The organism is Pantoea sp. B270 (genome assembly GCF_018726825.1).
Classification (GTDB): domain Bacteria; phylum Pseudomonadota; class Gammaproteobacteria; order Enterobacterales; family Enterobacteriaceae; genus Pantoea; species Pantoea dispersa.
On record NZ_JAHCSX010000004.1, the window covers coordinates 1 to 16,315 of the forward strand.

Consider the following 16,315-nt stretch of genomic DNA (forward strand, 5'->3'; position numbering starts at 1 on the left):
GCAAGGAGATATTTGGCAAGACCTGACGGACATTTTAATTTAGCTGGAAAGCGGACATTTAAAAACAGCTTTAACATATTTTGCGCTGCTTATTTCTTATTTTAATGCGTTGTCTTACAGGACAACTGACCATTTCATTCGTGCGCTGCGCTCACAAAAAAACGCACTCACGACCGTTATATTATCCCTCCGTCTTTAATCTGGTTCCTGCAACCCACCCAGCTTGCTCAGAAGACGCTTCAAATCCGTAACATCCTGCGTGTCCAACCGCTGTGCTATTAGGTTTTCCGCGTTTTTAGCTTGCTCAACCATTCTATTGAGCATGGCATTTCCTTCTGCCGTCATTGTCACCAGCTTGCGGCGCCGATTGGCGGCATCCACTTCCACTTGCAGCAGGCCGCTTTTACTCATGCGATCGATTAGATAGGTGCCGGTAGCTTTATCAAACCCCGCCCGGTTGCCCAGCGTTTGTTGATCGCAGATGGTTTCTTCTGCCAACACTACAAGGATCGCGTACTGCACAGCAGAAAGCCCGGTATCGACACATTGCGTCCAGCATGTCGCTGAATGCTGACCTGCGCGACGTACCAGATGCATTAGTGAGCACTCTCCATGCGGCCAGAGCGGGGCTGCGAGTATCGGGTCGTCATGTTGTGACATTTGCTGGCTTGACTCCTGAAAAGGGGAATTTTATAGTTCGAACACAAACAGTTTTAACTTAAACTATATTTACATTTTAACATACGAGAACCACGATGAAGCTTGTGGTAGGCATGACTGGCGCTACCGGCGCTGCTATAGGCGTACGTTTATTGTCTGCGCTGCGCGATCTCGAGGTCGAAACCCATCTGATTATCTCCAAATGGGCGCGCGCGACTATTCAAATGGAAACGCCTTACAGTGTAAAGGAGGTTAGTGCCCTCGCCTCCCGAACCTATAGCGAATATGATCAGGCGGCGGCGATTTCCAGCGGCTCCTTTCGGGTTGACGGCATGATCATTGCACCCTGCAGCATGAAGACTCTGGCCGCCATCCGCTGCGGCTACGGAGGAGGCCTGATTACCCGCGCCGCCGATGTCACTCTGAAAGAGCAGCGCAAGCTGGTGATGGTCCCACGTGAAACGCCGCTTAACGCCATTCATCTGGAAAACATGCTGGCCTTAACCCGCGCTGGCGCGATGATGCTGCCGCCGATGCCTGCCTTCTACAACCATCCTTCAACTACAGACGATATCGTCAACCATACAGTGTCCCGCCTTCTCGATCAGTTTGGCCTGGATAATAACTACACCCATCGCTGGGCCGGGCCGAATCCCGCATCAACCCCGGCTTAAGGAGAGCCTGATGAAATATTACGGTGATTTACGCAGCTTTATTGATGCCCTCGACGCCATGGGTGACATCATGCATGTCCATCGCGAAGTGGACGGCGATTTTGAACCGAGCGCGATAACCCGCCGCAGCTATGAAATCCAGGCGCCCGCGCCGCTGTTTCATAAGGTAAAGGGTGTTGCGGCGGGCTTTCGTTTGTTCGGTGCGCCTGCAGCGCTCTCATCAAGCAAAGAGATGCCCTATGCGCGCGTGGCGATGTCGTTCGGTCTGGTGCCGCAATCGACCGGTCCGGAAATCATCGAGGCTCTGTCAGCCGCGCGCGCAAAGCCTGGCATTCCACCAGTACGCGTTGACGCGGCGCAGGCGCCCTGCCAGCAAAATATTTTGCGCGGTGCGGAGGCGAACCTTGACCGTTTTCCCATCCCCTTCGCGCATGATAAAGATGGCGGGCGCTACGCCAACACCTGGGGCACGCTTATTGTAAAAACGCCCGACGGCGCCTGGGTAAACTGGTCGATCGCGCGGGTAATGAAGGTTGACGGCAAGCGCATGACCGGACTGATCGTGCCGAGCCAGCACATCGGCCAGATCTGGACGCAGTGGGTCGAACGCGGCGAGCCGATGCCCTACGCGCTGGTACAAGGTCCTGCACCGGCCATCTCATGTGTGTCCGGCATTCCCATTCCGGCGCAGGCGGATGAAGCTGACTACATCGGCACGTTGGCTGGCGAGCCGGTGCCGGTTGTTAAAGCCGTCAGCGTCGATCTCGATGTACCCGCCACCGCCGAGATCGTGATTGAAGGGCACGTATCCATTACACGTGACTGTATGGAAGGCCCTTACGGCGAATATGGCGGTTATCTGGGAGAAGGCGCATCCGCGCAGCCAACTTTCCAGGTAGAAGCCATTACTTACCGAACCGATCCCATCTGGCCGATGTCAGTAACCGGACGCCCGACCGACGAGTCTCATACGCTGTGGGCGATGGGACTGGCCGCGGATGCGCTGACCACGTTGCGCGAGGCCGGTCTGCCGGTCAAAACCGCCTGGATACCGGAAGATTCGACGGTGCACTGGCTGCTGGTTGTGATGCCGCAAGACTGGCGTGAGCAGCTGCCGGACGTCAGCAGCATGACGCTGGCGCAACGCATCGGCGACGCGCTGTTCAGGACCAGCGCCATGGTATTTATTCCCAAGGTCTACGTGGTCGATGACGATTTTGACCCGACGAATCTGCGTGAGGTAGTCTGGGCGCTCTCGACGCGCGTTCACCCGACCGGCCGCCGCGTGGTCTACGAGGATCAACGCGTGATCCGCCTGCCCCAGTGCTATGAAGAAGAGGAATACGTTGCCGGTAAGGGAGCAAAAGTGGTGTTCGACACGCTGCAAAGCAAACGGCATCTGCACGCCTCTTTCGCTCAGGGATATCCTGCTGAGGTACAGCAGCGCGTGCTGGATAACTGGTAAATACGCTCTGCCTGCGTATGCCGGGGAAACCCGGCATTTTTGTATCCGCTTTAAGCTGAGTTGCAGAAAAAACGTTGGATGAAAAGCTGCATTCCCGGAGAAATGCAGCTGCGCAGAAACTTATACTTCAAGACCTGCGCGATACTGGCCCCATTTCAGCACGGAATTGACGCCGACCGACAGGAACGGCTCGCGCGGCGTAAGATTCGGACCCGGAGAGGCGGTAAGAAAATCGATCAACTCGTTTCGCTCGCCCGCAATCATATCGGCTAGCAGTTTGCCCGTGGCGGTGCCGCGCGTAATACCCAGACCGTTGCAGCAGAGCGCGCCGTAAACATTGGGCGCCAGTTTACCGAAGAATCCCTCATGGTTTTCCGACAGGCAGATAGCGCCGCTCCAGGTATATTCAAAATCCACCTGCGGCAGCATCGGAAATCGCCGCTCGAAGGATTTGCGATGGTTCTGGATAAACTGCCGCAAACGCTTTTCGCGCGGGCGCCCGTCCGGCTGAAAGCTAAAGCTGTTGCGCACCAGAATACGGTTATCTGCGGTACGACGGATGGTGCTGCCGAACGGATGCGCCGGAATTACGCCCCAGACCGGCTTACCGCCAAGGCGAGTCTGCTCCTCTTCGGTAAGCGGACGCGTCAGGCTGCCGTAGAGGAAAGTCGGCAGCAGGCGGCGCTGCAGAAATCCAAAATGGGAGGCGAAGCCGTTATTGGCGAGGATTAGCGTATCGACCGTAATCATGCCTCGGTCATGTAGCAACGTCACGGTGTCGCCATAGTCGACCGACGTGATCGGCGTGTGTTCATAGAGCGTCACGTTGGCAGGCAGGTTGTCCGCCAGACCTTTCACCAACGCTGAAGGCTGCAGCAGAAGCGTGCCAGGGATAAACAGCGCCTGTTTGTAATAGGTAGTGCCGATATGATCGGGCAGATCCTTGCCGGCGATCATCTCAGCGTCGCGACCGATTTTAGCCAGCCCGCGGCGATAGGCTTCCAGAATGGCAATCCCCTGCTCACCAACAGCGGCCTGATATTTTCCCGATGCCGACATCTGACACTGAATTTCATTCTCCTGCACAATCTGGCGCAGGTAATCCTGTCCCAGCGTATTGAGCCGAAGTATCAGATTCGCGGTAGTGACATCGCCGATATAGTCTTTCGCACCGATGTCATGGGGCACGTCGATGGCGAAGCCTGCATTGCGCCCTGCAGATCCATATCCGACCTCCTGCGCTTCAATCAGCACCACTTCATCATCAGGAAAATTAATTGCCAGCTGGCGCGCCGCTGCCAGTCCGGTCAGACCGGCGCCAACGATTCCCCAGCGGGCTTTTTTCTGTCCCATATGTTCAGGACGCGGGGTACGCGCCGGACTGGTATGAAACCATCCCGGCATGGAATCGTCAGCGGGTAAAGAGGTGATCTTTTGCAATTCCGTCACTCCAGTGCATATATGTCAGGGTTGTTCGCCGGCGAGACAGCCAACGAACCCGCTTCGCGGCTAAGAGGTCGTAACCGCTGAACCACGTAAACAGAGATGAGAAGATAAGAGCTTTTTGTATTTTTAATGTATACGTGATGTATAAAATATTCAGCGTGGAGGTATAACGTCAACGGCCTGACGCGGCATTTGCGTTCGGTATCGCAAAATTAATAAAAATATTTAGTTCAGGGAAAAACCGGGAAAATAAGGAGAAAAGGAACTGCAAAGGATGCCCGTTTACAATAGAATAAACAGGCAGATAGGCAAGGTTTAAAAAGAAATACTATCAGACCAAATCGTCGGCCTTCAGTCCCTGCGGCGCAATAAACATCTCCATATTTTCACGCGACAACTCCCAGTGTGCGAAAACCAGATCAACAACTGCCTGTTCGTCGTGTGCCTCAATTGCCACGATGAAGGCATCGTGATGATCGGCAGCGAGCTGCAGACGATGCTCCATGTCGCTATTTTTCGGGCGATAGAAGGTGTGGCCGATACGGCAATGATCGATAAGCAACCTTCCCAGGCTGGGCTGAAGGTAGGGGTTAGCAGCCATCTCACCCATAATTTCATGGAAACGGTTATTTTCCAGAACCAGCACAGCGGCATTACGCGTCTGCACCGCTTTGCGGAAGCGTTTTTGCGTCTCCTTCAGAGCCTTCAGCTGAGCAGGTTTGTAGTTCTGCACGGCAAGACGTCCGGTGGCGGCATAAATCATCGGAGCGATCAGAAAAAAGTTACGCAGCGACGCGTGGCTCATGGGAATGACCCGCACGCCGCGCTTTTCAACGATCTCAAGATAGCCTTCGCCCGCCAGGCGCTGGAAAACTTCACGCACCGGCGTACGCGACAGCCCGTACTGCGATGTCAGGCTCGACTCATCCAGCACTTCATCCGGATCGAACTCCATGGTGAGAATGAGCCGTTTTAAATCTTCATACAGTGCCGTTTTACCTGAACTCAATGCCGCCTCCCGATTAACAACGCATAACAGATAGCACCACGAACGTGATCCGCAGTAAGGAGCTATAACCTACAGAAAAAAGGGGTATACAGCAAAAATAATCACGGTGTTTTATTGCTACACATTGAGCTAAAAATTAATTAATAGTAATTTATTTTCAGTGCGTTAAATTTAATCTCACATTCTCTTTTTAACAGCTTTCAGAGGATAGCCCTGTAAAATATCAGGACTGCATACTTCTGGCTGTCTTGTAAATCAGATGCAGCATTGGTTCAGGGTCACGATCGGGATGATTGCGCAGAATTTCGCGCCGTAGCCACGTAATCTCCTCGCTGGCGGCAGGCGGAAACGTCACGTTTTCATGTGCTCGCTTTAGCCATTTCATAATGAACGCGTTTTTTTGTCGATTAGAACCAATCCGTCCTTGTTTACGTGACAGCCCAACGGCAACCAGCAGGCAGAAATAAAAATGCACGCGAACATCAAGGCCGTTATTTAAAGCGGCAAAAGGAGTGTGATAAGTGGCTGGCATCGTCATGAATACCTGTTCAGGCTGCCCACCGCACAGGGCAGGCAGTTTTTTTTCACCTCTGTTCAGACGTCGTCCTGCGCCGGAACGTCAATCCACAGCGTTTTCAACTCGGTATATTGATCGAGGGCAAACACCGATTTATCGCGGCCGCCGAAGCCTGACTGCTTATAGCCGCCGAAGGGCGTAGTCGCATCACCCTCGCCAAAGCAGTTCACCGTGACGGTACCTGCCCGCATGGCGCGCGAGACGCGGATCGCCCGGTTGAGACTGCCCGTATAAACCGAGGCTGCCAGACCATATTCGGTATCGTTTGCAAGTTCGACCGCTTCCGCTTCGGTTTTAAAGGTCGTTACGCACAGAATCGGCCCGAAAATCTCTTCGCGGAACAGTGCGCTTTCCGGGGTCACTCCGTCGATAACTGTCGGCTGTACGTAAGCGCCCTGCTCGGTTTTGCCGCCCAGCACGATACGCAGTCCCTCTTTACGCGCCGTATCGAGATACCCGCTCACCTTATTAAAGTGCTCGGTGCTGACCATCGCGCCCAGCCGATGTCGGGGATCGAGTGGGTTGCCCATCGTCCACTCCACCAGCTGCTCGGCCAATAACCCAAGCAGCCGATCTTTTACCCCCTCCTGCACCAGCAGCCGCGAAGTGGCGGAGCAGTTTTCACCCATATTCCAGAATGCGCCATTCAGCACGTGAGCCGCCACGCTGGCGAGATCATCAGCGTCATCAAATACCACCGCCGGATTTTTCCCGCCGCACTCAAGCACAATTTTCTTCAGGTTTGAATCTGCGGCATAGCGCAGGAAACGTCGCCCGGTCGCGGTAGAGCCGGTAAAACTCACCATATCGATATCGGCATGCAGGCCAATTGACTCGCCGACTTCTTTACCCGTGCCGGTAACGATATTCAGCACGCCGGCCGGCAGTCCGGCTTCCGCAGCAAGTGCCGCTACGCGCAGCGCGGTCAGGGAGGTCTGCTCGGCGGGTTTAACAATCACCGAACAGCCGGTCGCCAGCGCCGGCGCGATTTTCCAGGCCAGCATCAGCAGCGGAAAATTCCACGGTAGCACGCAGCCCACGACGCCGATCGGCTCGCGTACCACCAGCGCCAGCGCGCCATTGCCGGTCGGCGCGCTGTGATCGTAGAGTTTGTCGATCGCTTCTGCATGCCACTTCAGCACGTGAATGGTTTCCGGCACGTCCACTGCGAGGCATTCGCTGACCGGTTTGCCGCTGTCGAGACTCTCCAGCACCGCCAGCGACTCCAGCTCGCGCTCCATCAACGCAGCGAGCTTCAGCAGGACAGTTTTGCGTTCACCTGGATGCGCCTGGTGCCAGCTGCCCGCTTCGAACACTTTGCGCGCGCTCTCAACAGCGGCATTGACGTCTCTGATATCACAGGCGGCAATCTGCGTCAGAGGCTCGCCGGTCGCCGGGTTAACGGTGGTCAGTGTTTTGCCTGACGCCGCTGCGCAAAAACGTCCGTTAATGAAAGCCTTATCTGGCAAGGCGATTTCCGCGACGATACGTTCGACATCGCTCAGCGTTGCTATGTTACCCATACCGCCTCCTTACTGCGCGGTGGCCGCAGCCACATTACGTTTCACGCCTTCAATGACCGCCTGCAACTGCGCCTTCTCCTCTTCTTCCAGCGCCTGCAGCGGTGCGCGCACCGGGCCCGCTTTCAGCCCAGCCAGCTCCGATCCATATTTGATTGACTGCACAAACTTGCCGCCGTCGAGGAAATTCATCAGCGGCATCATTGCTGCCATAATCTTGCGGCCTTTATCAAAATCTTTTTCCACGACGCAGGCCGCGTAGAGCGCTACATGCTCGCGTGGAATAAAGTTTGAACCGGCGCAGACCCAGCTGCGTGCGCCCCAGGCGAAGAATTCCAGCGCCTGATCGTCCCAGCCGCAGGAGAGCGCGATTTTTGGAAACTGACACGCCAGCAGATGCAGATTATTGAAGTCGCCGGAGCTCTCTTTAATCGCTACCACGTTAGCGGAGCGGCTCACTTCCCTAAAATAGGTTTCACCCATGGAAATGCCCATGCGGCCCGGATAGTTGTAAAGCATGATCGGCAGCTGTGCGGCCTTGTCGACGGTCAGCGCGTGATGCGCATTTTCAAGTTCGGTTGGCAGCGCATAGGGTGGTGAGGTGACCAGAATCGCGTCCGCTTTATGATCGCGCGCATGGGTGGCGAACGTTACGGCATCTTCAGTGCGGATTGCGCCTGTGCCGACGATGAGCGGCAGCCGCTGGCCAATGACCTTGCTCGCATGTTCTACCAGCGCCAGACGCTCTTCTGCGCTCTGGGCGTAATATTCGCCGGTCGAGCCGCCAATAATAATGCCGTGTACGCGCGCTTCAATCAGTGACTCCAGCACATCTGCAAAGGCAGCGAAATCGATGCTGCCATCCGCTGCATAAGGCGTAATCGCCGGGGTATAGATACCATCAAATGTCAACACAGTAGCCTCCAGGGTACTATTCAGGTCCGCCCACAACCGTGGGGGGTTACGATGTTAAACAATTTGCATAGGCCAGCGCGGGAGGTCAATCAGCGTAAAAAATTTGCATACAAGTAAAATACAAAGAAAATACCGATTAACAGAATAATTTTACATTGAAAATTTATTTAAACATATAAAATCAATAAGTTATCTTCAATAAATTCCTGTAATAATTTTATAAATGAATTCAGATAAGGATCACATTCCCGCATTCTGACCAGCTAATGCATATTTACAGCCGCTGTCAGGAGGCATAGGTTTGTTGCTAGTTTTAACCTGAATTTAACAGGCTCTTTCACCGGATCGGCGAGCGAGCTTGGCTGACACAGAGGTAGTGGGTTATGCCCCAGAAAAAAGCGACGCTCATTGGCCTGATCGCCATTGTGCTGTGGAGCGCCATAGTTGGATTGATTAAAAGCGTGAGCGAAGGCTTCGGCGCGGTAGGCGGCGCAGCGCTGATTTATAGCTGTAGCGCTGTCCTGCTGCTGTTCACTGTAGGCTTTCCTGGAATACGTACTTTTCCCCGGCGTTATCTGATCGTCGGCAGTATCTTATTTGTGCTTTATGAGCTTTGCCTGTCGCTGTCGCTCGGCTTTACCCATAACGGCCGCCAGGCGATTGAGGTCGGCATGGTGAATTATCTCTGGCCAAGCATGACGATCGTGCTGGCGGTAATCGTCAACCGGCAGAAAACCAGTCCGCTTATTATCCCAGGCGTTTTGCTTGCCGTAGTCGGAATATGCCGGGTGCTCGGTGGCGAGCAGGCTTTTTCAGTCAGTGACATCAGCAAAAATATTATGGATAACCCGCTGAGCTACGGGCTGGCATTTAGCGGTGCGGTAATTTGGGCGATATATTGTGTGGTAACAAAAAAAATCGCCAATGGAAGCAACGGTATCACACTTTTTTTTATATTAACCGCGCTGACCCTGTGGGTGAAATTTCTGCTGTCGCCGCAGCCGGCATTTGCAGTGTCGCCACAGGTACTGATTAACCTTGCACTGGCAGCGATGGCGATGGGCTTCGGCTACGCCGCCTGGAATGTCGGCATTCTGTATGGAAATGTAAACCTGCTGGCGGCGGCATCCTACTTTATTCCAATTATTTCCTCTGTGCTGGCGGCCTTTATCCTCAGCTCACACCTGACGATATCGTTCTGGCAAGGCACGGCGATGGTAAGCCTGGGTTCGCTGATCTGCTGGTGGTCAACCCGCACGCCTGAAACGAAAAGCGTCACGCACGAGACGTCATAATATTATAAAAGAGAGGGCTTCAGCCCTCTCAGCTAACAATAAAATAAAAAAAGATGAACATCAATATCCGAATATTTTGCACCGGAGGTAATACTTTATGCCGCGATTAACCTGACCAGCCTGTTTAATTTATTTTGAGTCCGCTGTAGTTCCGGATAAACGTTAATAATCCTAACCGCCTTATATTAATTCCTACGTCATGTTTAAGGGAGTCTGGCACCCTGCGGCCGTTTTAAGCATCTGCTTCTGGTGCTTACTGCCGTCACGACGTCGGTAAAAAAGAGGAGTCTGTGATGTCTAATCACGTTTCTGTTGAAGATGTACCGCTTAACCGCTTTCATCGTCTGCTTACCGTACGCTCCGGCGGGGGCTCGTTCGTTGATGGCTATGTGCTGAGCATTATCGGCATCGCCATGACGAAGGTTTCACCTGCACTCGGACTGAATACGTTCTGGGAGGGGCTTATCGCTGCATCCGCCCTGATTGGTATTTTCTTCGGCGGTTTTATCGGCGGCGCACTGACCGACCGGCTCGGCAGACGGATCCTCTATTTTTTTGGTCCGACGCTGTTTATCGTCTGCTCACTGGCGCAATACTGGGTACAGAGCGGCGAGATGCTCTTTGTGCTGCGCTTTCTTAACGGCGTCGCGGTTGGCATTGAATATCCGGTCGCCACGGCGTTCCTGGTTGAGTTTTTGCCGAAGCGCTATCGCGGCCCCTGCCTGGCAACGCTGACCATTCTCTGGTTTGCCGGTGCGGCGGCAGCTTACCTTACCGGCGAAGCCATTCTGAATTTTGGCGGACCAGACGCCTGGCGTCTGACGCTGGCAAGCACCGCGGTTATTGGCGCGCTGCTCTTCCTGGTGCGTCTTGGTACGCCAGAATCCCCACGCTGGTTAATGAGCAAAGGGCGTGAACAGGAAGCTGAGGCCATTATTCAACGTGTCTATGGCCGCGACTTCGGGCTAAAGAATCTGCCTCAGCAGGCGGAGTGTAAGCATCTGTCGTTCGGCAGCCTGCTGCATTCGGGTTACGGCAAGCGTATGGCGTTTGTCACTATTTTCTGGACCTGCTCCGTGATCCCGGTGTTCGCCGTCTATGCCTTTGCCCCACGCGTGCTGGAAGCGCTGCATCTCAGTGGAAACTGGGCATCATACGGTTCGATCGCTATCACGCTGTTGTTTGTGGTCGGCTGTATTATTGCCACGCGACTGGTGAATTCGCTGGGGCGCCGCAAACTGCTGCTGCACAGCTTCCTCTGGTCCGGCCTTGCCCTGCTGCTGCTGGGACTGCTGCGTGACGGGCCGTCGATAGTCATCCTGCTGATGTTCGGCGCCTATGCCCTCTTTATTGGCGGTGCGCAGGTGCTGCAATTGGTTTATCCCAATGAGATTTTCCCGACGGAGATCCGCGCGGGTGCAGTAGGCGTTGGCACCTCGATGTCGCGCGTCGGCGCCGCCGTTGGCACCTGGCTGGTACCGGTATCGCTACAAACTATTGGTATCGGCTACACCATGTATATCGCTGCAGGCATTACCTTTTTCGGCCTGCTGGTCTCCTGGTTCCTGGCGCCGGAAACGGCAGCGCGCAGCCTTGAAGATGCGGCGTCGCTGGATGAGCCTCAACCCAGGGTCACGGGTAATTTGTCTAAGCGCAGTTCATGGTGAACCGCAGGGGCGAACAGCGCCCCTGCTCTACTCCTTGATCAGTCGTTCGACTTCGCGCCGACGCTTACGGAACGAGCTCGGCGTCTCGCCATACTGTTTGCGGAACCAGGCGATAAGATGCGAAGCGTCAGCGAAACCGGTCGCTCCTGCAATGGCGTTGAGGCTGTTGCTCGAATCCGCCATCAGCTTGCGCGCCTGTTCCAGCCGCATGCGCCGCCAGTACACCGCAGCCGTATAGCCTGTGCATCTGGCAAAAATCAGGTTGAGCTGTCGAACGTTTACGCCGACAAATTCCGCGACTTCCGCCAGCGGTGCGGGCGAGTCAAGATGATGCTTCATAAACTCAATCACCCTGGTCACCAGCTCATTATCATAGACATCCGGCTCATTGATGTTCTGCTGCGGTTTTTTCACCGGCGCCGCAGGCTCTTCTACCAGCAGATATTTGAGCACCTTTTGCGAACGCACCAGCCCGCAGTGCTGGCGAATAATATCCGCCGCCAGGTCGATTGCGGTGCCGCCAGGGCAGGTAATGATGCCGCCATCCTTAATGTAGGTTTTATCGATCACCGGAATGGCCTTGGGAAAACGAAGCCGGAACTCGTCGCGGGTTGTGAAATGAATTGCGCACTGGCGCCCATCCAGCAGACCGGCGTTACCAGCCACAAAGACACCACTGCAGAGCGTGATGACAGGCACACCGCGAGCGTGCAGATCGCGCAGCGCCTGCAGCAGCCAGGGCTGAGGCTGGCGCGTCTCCTCCAGCAGCCCACCAGCCACCACGAAATAGTCCCAGTTCCGTGTGACATCAAGATTGGCCGTCGGTGATACCGGCAACCCGCAGCTAGCGGTAACTGGTTGATTGTCGCAGGTCATCCATTCCCAGCGGCAAAATATCTGACGGCTGGAAAAAGATTCATCCGCCGCGAAGCGCAACGACTCTGCCAGACCTGCGACCGAGGCCAAGGTAAAGTGATTCATCAGCAGAAAACCAACCGTAAGATCAGGTTGCGGCTCTGCCTGCGTATCAATAACAGAATTTTTCAGCGGTTGCATACGTATGAAACCCCAGCCTGGTGGCCCATTTATTTAGTCAGTTGAGTCGTCATACCATGTTTATTCATCCAGAGATATTTGGACCAATGAATATTCGTGGTTTCTGAGTCCAGTTGTGGACACCGTTCAGCTGAGAGTTTTTAGTCGGCTCGGATAAACGATGCATTTTTATGACCGCTTGTGACCTTTTGTACCCAAACAGGCCAGGCTGCTTGTCGACTCTGCCACTTAAATTTTTCTCAGACGGGAGAAAATCAACATCAGGATTTGCTAATCCAGTGCTTACGCTGTATGAAAAGATGCTAATACTTGTCTTACAAGCTTCTCATTTTGCAGCTCGCTCCTGCATTTCACCCCGCTTTACCGGTCGGCTCTGAGGTCCGCAACCTTCTGCGCGTTCAGCCCTAGCGTGATTTATTGCCTTTAAGGTAAGTATAATTTGATCGTTATTTTTTTCGTGCAGCAGAAAATTAACGAACGCTTTGCCAGTACACCGGGGCACGCTTATCGATAAAATGTCTGAGAGTGCCTGGGAAGCAGGTTCGGTGCATGGACAATAGAGCTTGACGACAAGCGCATACTGGAAGCATGCCGAGCCAGCATATTGGCAAGATAATCGCGACGAGCTAATGCCCAACGCACAGGCATAGGCACCTGAGCCCATTATTGCCTACTGTAACAGCATGTCATTCCCGGCGCTGATGAGTGAAGCGGACGACATCGGATCCCTTCCAGCCCTACCGATGTTGCCTGGAAAGGCATCCCTGTCATGCTGAAAAACTTCGTCCCTAAAGAAATGCTGCTGGCTCCAGGCTGATGTCTCAGATCAGGCTTCCAGACCAGCGTTGTGCATGCCGCGGCGCAGCGTAAAGTTTACGCCCATGGTCAGGAACGGATCCGGCGGATTCCACTCTGGTTTAGGCAGTGACAACAGGTAGTCAATGGTGTCATTGCGCTTGCCAGCCAGCCAATCCGCCAGCATGGTGCCCATCGCCGTACAGCGTACCGTGCCCAGGCCATTACATCCCAGTGCGCCATAAACATTTTTCCGTAGTTCGCCAAACAGGCTCGATCCGTTGCGCGTCATGCCTAGCCCGCCGCCCCAGGTATGTTCGAAATGCACATCTTTGAGCGTCGGGAAACGACGTTCAAAAGAAAGACGATGCGACTGACGATACTTCTGGGTATAGCCGGGTTTATGACGTCCGTCTTCATTAAAGCTGAAGCTGTTACGGATCAAAATACGGTTATCGTGGGTGCGACGGCAGGTAGTGCCAAACGGGTCGGCCGGAATAATACCCCAGAACTCCTGGCCGCCAATGCTCTCCTGCTCGGCTTTAGTCAGTGGACGCGTCAGGCTGCCATAGGTAAAGATCGGAAAAATGGTGCGTTCGCCGAACCCGAAGTGCGTACCAAAGGCATTATTGGCCAGCACCAGTTTCCTGGCTGTGATGCGACCGGTCGCATGATGCAGCACAATTTGCGGCTCATACTCGATGGCAGTGATCGGGGTTTCTTCATACAGGGCCACATTTTCCGGCAGCGTGTCGGCTAGGCCCTTAACCAGACCAGAAGGTTGAACAAGAATGGTGCCTGGCGTGTAAAGTGCTTTGCGGTAAAATTTCGTGCCGAATATATCCGGCAAATCTTTACCTTCAATGATTTTGCATTTCTGGCCAAGCGCTTCCAGGCCACCGCGATAGGCATCAAGCACGGCAATACCGCTGTCCTCCACTGCTGCCTGATATTTGCCCGAATGGCGCATATGCGCTTCAGTGATGTTATGTTCTTCCACCAGATCTCTCAGGATACGCTGGCCGGTCTGGTTCAGGTTAAGAATATTACGCGCAATGGTTTTGTCGCCGATATAATCTGGCGCGCTGATATCGTGCGGCACATCAATCAAAAAGCCGGCGTTGCGGCCGGAAGTCCCAAAACCCACCTGCTGAGCCTCCACGAGGATCACCTGATCCTGTGGAAAATTCAGCGCCAGTTGGCGCGCCGCGGCCAGCCCCGCAAAACCTGCCCCGATAACAACCCAGGGCGCGCTGGCATCTCCCACCAGCGCCGGCCTGGGCAAACGCTTCTGACTAGTGTGGAACCAGCCTGGCGTTGGATCGTCTGAAGGAAGGGCGTCAATTTTCAGCAGAGAATTCGGGGCGGCCGGCAGGTTGTCAGTGAGCAGTGACGCGCCGGCACCTGCTGCCACTATGCCAGCACCCACGCCCGTACCGATAATCAATTTCCTTCTAGAAATACCCATTAAACAAACTCCTAAATAGTCGATCTGCATATTCAATATTGCTCTGCGCCCGAAACTAAGCTCTGCTTCCAGCGCGCGAGCTGGCTGGCCTTACTCACACGATTCCAGGCCGGAGGGCTTGCCCTTCATTTGCCCTTTTAGGGGGCTTTTCCCTAGCAGTTAACAGCCTGATAAGAATATTTCCCTATCTACTCAATGTGCATAAGGACAGGAACAGCATTAGCACCCATTTGCTTTTCATTGAAAAAGAGAGAAACCTCGCTCAGTCACGGCTAAAACGTATTTTTTATGTATTTTTGCAGTATACAAATTATTTCGCTTCGTTAAATTTATGTCAACCTTGTTATGTGTATGGGTAAAAGAGGTAAACAGTTCGCTGGACTGGACAGAACCTCTCAGCGGAGGTTAGGCGGGAATCTACTGAGAGATTTGACAGCGGACAGAAGAAATTCAGCCGCATCGCCGTGTATAGGGCCGAAAGTATTTAAAGAAGATTTGGGTCAGTTTCCGTTTATCGTCAGCTCAAATACCGGCCTGACAGGCGCAGCAGTTACGCCGCCAGTGTCTATGCGCGGCGGTGCGGCTGCATTTTTAGCAGCCGATTGTCCTGTGCGACGACTCAACGCTGCGTATTAATGGCTTTGTTTTGTCGTTCAGTAAAAACCGGCTGGCAGGGATTGATAACCGATACCCTCACATGCAGAGAGGCGGCTTCGGTCAGTGTGAGATCCTTTGTTTCAGGGACCATAAGCCAAGAAACCAGTAGAACTGTAAAAGTAATCGCGGCGGCAATATACATTGTGGTTTCAATGCCCGCATTCTGCAGCGACAGCGAGGCGGTAAAGCCCACCGCGCCGGCGCGGATTTCTGTCGGAAAGATATCATTGTGGTAAACCAACTGCAGCACCTGCACGCCGCCGATACAGAGTGCATAGACGCCGAACAGCACGAGAATCAGTAGAGAGGGACCGTTATTAAGCCAGCCCAGCAGCACCAAAGACAGCGCAGACCACAGAAAACTATGTATCAGCAACTTACGCCGCCTAATCTATTGACCTCGCGAACAGCCAGAATGTAGCCGACTACAAAAAACAAGGTAATGGCGATCGCTCCCCAAGACGCCCAGTCACCAGTCACCAGTCACCAGTCACCACTGAGGTGTAGCGCTTCCAGCACGCGCGGGGCAAAAGCGTAGACGGCAAAAACTGGCGTGACGGAGCATGTCCAGAAAATAGCAACGAACGTCATACGTTCACCGTAGCCCGAATGCAACAGATCCCGGAGCTGTAACTTTTTGCCATCGCAGTTATCCGGCAGATTCGCCAGCCCGAAATCTGCGCCGTAGACGCGGCATATAATCCGCTCCGCTTCGTCAGCCCGTCCCTTGCTGAGCAGCCAGCGTAGCGACTCCGCCGTGCCGATGCGGATCAGAAACAGCAGCACGCCGATAAAAGCTGTACTGGCAAGCGTCCAGCGCCAGCCATTTTCACCGCCGAGCCATCAGGCTCATCAGGGCTTCGCTGCCAGCACGTTGCACCTCATTATCAAACAGATTTAGCTGCACCACGCCGTTCGGCATATGTGCAGACAGACTGTCGCATCGCGCCATATTCCGTGATGCGCTCGTCGAAGCTGCGGCTCGACCCTGAGCTTACCAGCCGCTATTGTCGCGTATTGGCACAGCGCCTGCTGCATGGCCACTTTTGAGGTAATGCGCTCACCAAAAGATCTGGAGCAGCGAACCTGCTGTTAGTACAAGTCGTAAGAG

Annotated in this window: 14 protein-coding genes and 1 pseudogene; 4 read left to right on the forward strand and 11 right to left on the reverse strand. The window is 54.1% G+C overall.

The genetic code is table 11. The features are described 5' to 3' along the window. Window positions 1-195 precede the first annotated feature (195 nt). On the reverse strand, window positions 196-597 hold the full coding sequence (locus KOL70_RS22535; RefSeq protein ID WP_254185907.1) for a MarR family winged helix-turn-helix transcriptional regulator: 402 nt from the start codon (window positions 595-597) through the stop codon (window positions 196-198). Window positions 598-755: 158 nt separating this feature from the next. On the opposite strand from KOL70_RS22535, the gene KOL70_RS22540 reads away from it, so the two are divergent. Then, window positions 756-1,334 carry a UbiX family flavin prenyltransferase gene (locus KOL70_RS22540; protein WP_215481631.1) on the forward strand — a complete coding sequence of 193 codons (579 nt, stop codon included), beginning with the start codon at window positions 756-758 and terminating at the stop codon, window positions 1,332-1,334. Between the two features lie 10 nt (window positions 1,335-1,344). Beyond that, a complete protein-coding gene (locus tag KOL70_RS22545) occupies window positions 1,345-2,799 on the forward strand; it encodes a UbiD family decarboxylase (RefSeq protein WP_215481632.1) in 1,455 nt (484 codons plus the stop codon). A 120-nt stretch (window positions 2,800-2,919) separates the two neighbouring features. Here KOL70_RS22545 and KOL70_RS22550 read toward each other — a convergent pair whose 3' ends face one another. The 5 genes from KOL70_RS22550 to KOL70_RS22570 form a co-directional block, all read right to left on the reverse strand. Beyond that, window positions 2,920-4,239, reverse strand: coding sequence for an FAD-binding oxidoreductase (locus KOL70_RS22550; RefSeq protein ID WP_215481633.1), 1,320 nt, complete (start codon window positions 4,237-4,239; stop codon window positions 2,920-2,922). A 337-nt stretch (window positions 4,240-4,576) separates the two neighbouring features. Continuing rightward, a complete protein-coding gene (locus tag KOL70_RS22555) occupies window positions 4,577-5,254 on the reverse strand; it encodes a GntR family transcriptional regulator (RefSeq protein ID WP_215481634.1) in 678 nt (225 codons plus the stop codon). 223 nt (window positions 5,255-5,477) lie between these two features. Then, entirely contained in the window at window positions 5,478-5,792 is a 315-nt protein-coding gene (locus KOL70_RS22560) for a hypothetical protein (protein WP_254185908.1), read from the reverse strand. A gap of 56 nt (window positions 5,793-5,848) precedes the next feature. Continuing rightward, window positions 5,849-7,354, reverse strand: coding sequence for an aldehyde dehydrogenase (locus KOL70_RS22565; RefSeq protein WP_215481635.1), 1,506 nt, complete (start codon window positions 7,352-7,354; stop codon window positions 5,849-5,851). A 9-nt stretch (window positions 7,355-7,363) separates the two neighbouring features. Continuing rightward, on the reverse strand, window positions 7,364-8,266 hold the full coding sequence (locus KOL70_RS22570) for a dihydrodipicolinate synthase family protein (protein ID WP_215481636.1): 903 nt from the start codon (window positions 8,264-8,266) through the stop codon (window positions 7,364-7,366). A 383-nt stretch (window positions 8,267-8,649) separates the two neighbouring features. Here KOL70_RS22570 and yddG point away from each other — a divergent pair, with 383 nt between their 5' ends. Together yddG and KOL70_RS22580 are read left to right on the forward strand one after the other, a co-directional pair. After that, a complete protein-coding gene (yddG, locus tag KOL70_RS22575; protein ID WP_215481637.1) occupies window positions 8,650-9,561 on the forward strand; it encodes an aromatic amino acid DMT transporter YddG in 912 nt (303 codons plus the stop codon). A gap of 293 nt (window positions 9,562-9,854) precedes the next feature. Further along, on the forward strand, window positions 9,855-11,228 hold the full coding sequence (locus KOL70_RS22580) for an MFS transporter (protein ID WP_215481638.1): 1,374 nt from the start codon (window positions 9,855-9,857) through the stop codon (window positions 11,226-11,228). Window positions 11,229-11,255: 27 nt separating this feature from the next. On the opposite strand, the gene KOL70_RS22585 is transcribed toward KOL70_RS22580, so the two are convergent. The 5 genes and pseudogenes from KOL70_RS22585 to KOL70_RS23825 all read right to left on the reverse strand — a co-directional run. Beyond that, a complete protein-coding gene (locus KOL70_RS22585; RefSeq protein ID WP_215481639.1) occupies window positions 11,256-12,284 on the reverse strand; it encodes a GlxA family transcriptional regulator in 1,029 nt (342 codons plus the stop codon). An 826-nt stretch (window positions 12,285-13,110) separates the two neighbouring features. Then, entirely contained in the window at window positions 13,111-14,577 is a 1,467-nt protein-coding gene (locus KOL70_RS22590) for an FAD-binding oxidoreductase (RefSeq protein WP_254185909.1), read from the reverse strand. Between the two features lie 589 nt (window positions 14,578-15,166). Next, entirely contained in the window at window positions 15,167-15,580 is a 414-nt protein-coding gene (locus KOL70_RS23670) for a hypothetical protein (protein ID WP_254185910.1), read from the reverse strand. 107 nt (window positions 15,581-15,687) lie between these two features. Beyond that, window positions 15,688-15,990 (reverse strand): hypothetical protein, encoded by a 303-nt coding sequence (locus tag KOL70_RS23675; protein WP_371824684.1) that lies wholly within the window; start codon window positions 15,988-15,990, stop codon window positions 15,688-15,690. Window positions 15,991-16,170: 180 nt separating this feature from the next. Continuing rightward, a pseudogene (locus KOL70_RS23825) lies at window positions 16,171-16,296 on the reverse strand (hypothetical protein); the annotation flags it as partial. Window positions 16,297-16,315 lie beyond the last annotated feature (19 nt).

Excerpts from the sequence above, each read along its gene's own strand:
- KOL70_RS22535 (WP_254185907.1), bottom strand. The coding sequence starts at position 597 with ATGCATCTGGTACGTCGCGCAGGTCAGCATTCAGCGACATGCTGGACG.
- KOL70_RS22540 (WP_215481631.1), top strand. The coding sequence starts at position 756 with ATGAAGCTTGTGGTAGGCATGACTGGCGCTACCGGCGCTGCTATAGGC.
- KOL70_RS22545 (WP_215481632.1), top strand. The coding sequence starts at position 1,345 with ATGAAATATTACGGTGATTTACGCAGCTTTATTGATGCCCTCGACGCC.
- KOL70_RS22560 (WP_254185908.1), bottom strand. The coding sequence starts at position 5,792 with ATGACGATGCCAGCCACTTATCACACTCCTTTTGCCGCTTTAAATAAC.
- KOL70_RS22565 (WP_215481635.1), bottom strand. The coding sequence starts at position 7,354 with ATGGGTAACATAGCAACGCTGAGCGATGTCGAACGTATCGTCGCGGAA.
- yddG (WP_215481637.1), top strand. The coding sequence starts at position 8,650 with ATGCCCCAGAAAAAAGCGACGCTCATTGGCCTGATCGCCATTGTGCTG.
- KOL70_RS22580 (WP_215481638.1), top strand. The coding sequence starts at position 9,855 with ATGTCTAATCACGTTTCTGTTGAAGATGTACCGCTTAACCGCTTTCAT.
- KOL70_RS22585 (WP_215481639.1), bottom strand. The coding sequence starts at position 12,284 with ATGCAACCGCTGAAAAATTCTGTTATTGATACGCAGGCAGAGCCGCAA.
- KOL70_RS22590 (WP_254185909.1), bottom strand. The coding sequence starts at position 14,577 with ATGCAGATCGACTATTTAGGAGTTTGTTTAATGGGTATTTCTAGAAGG.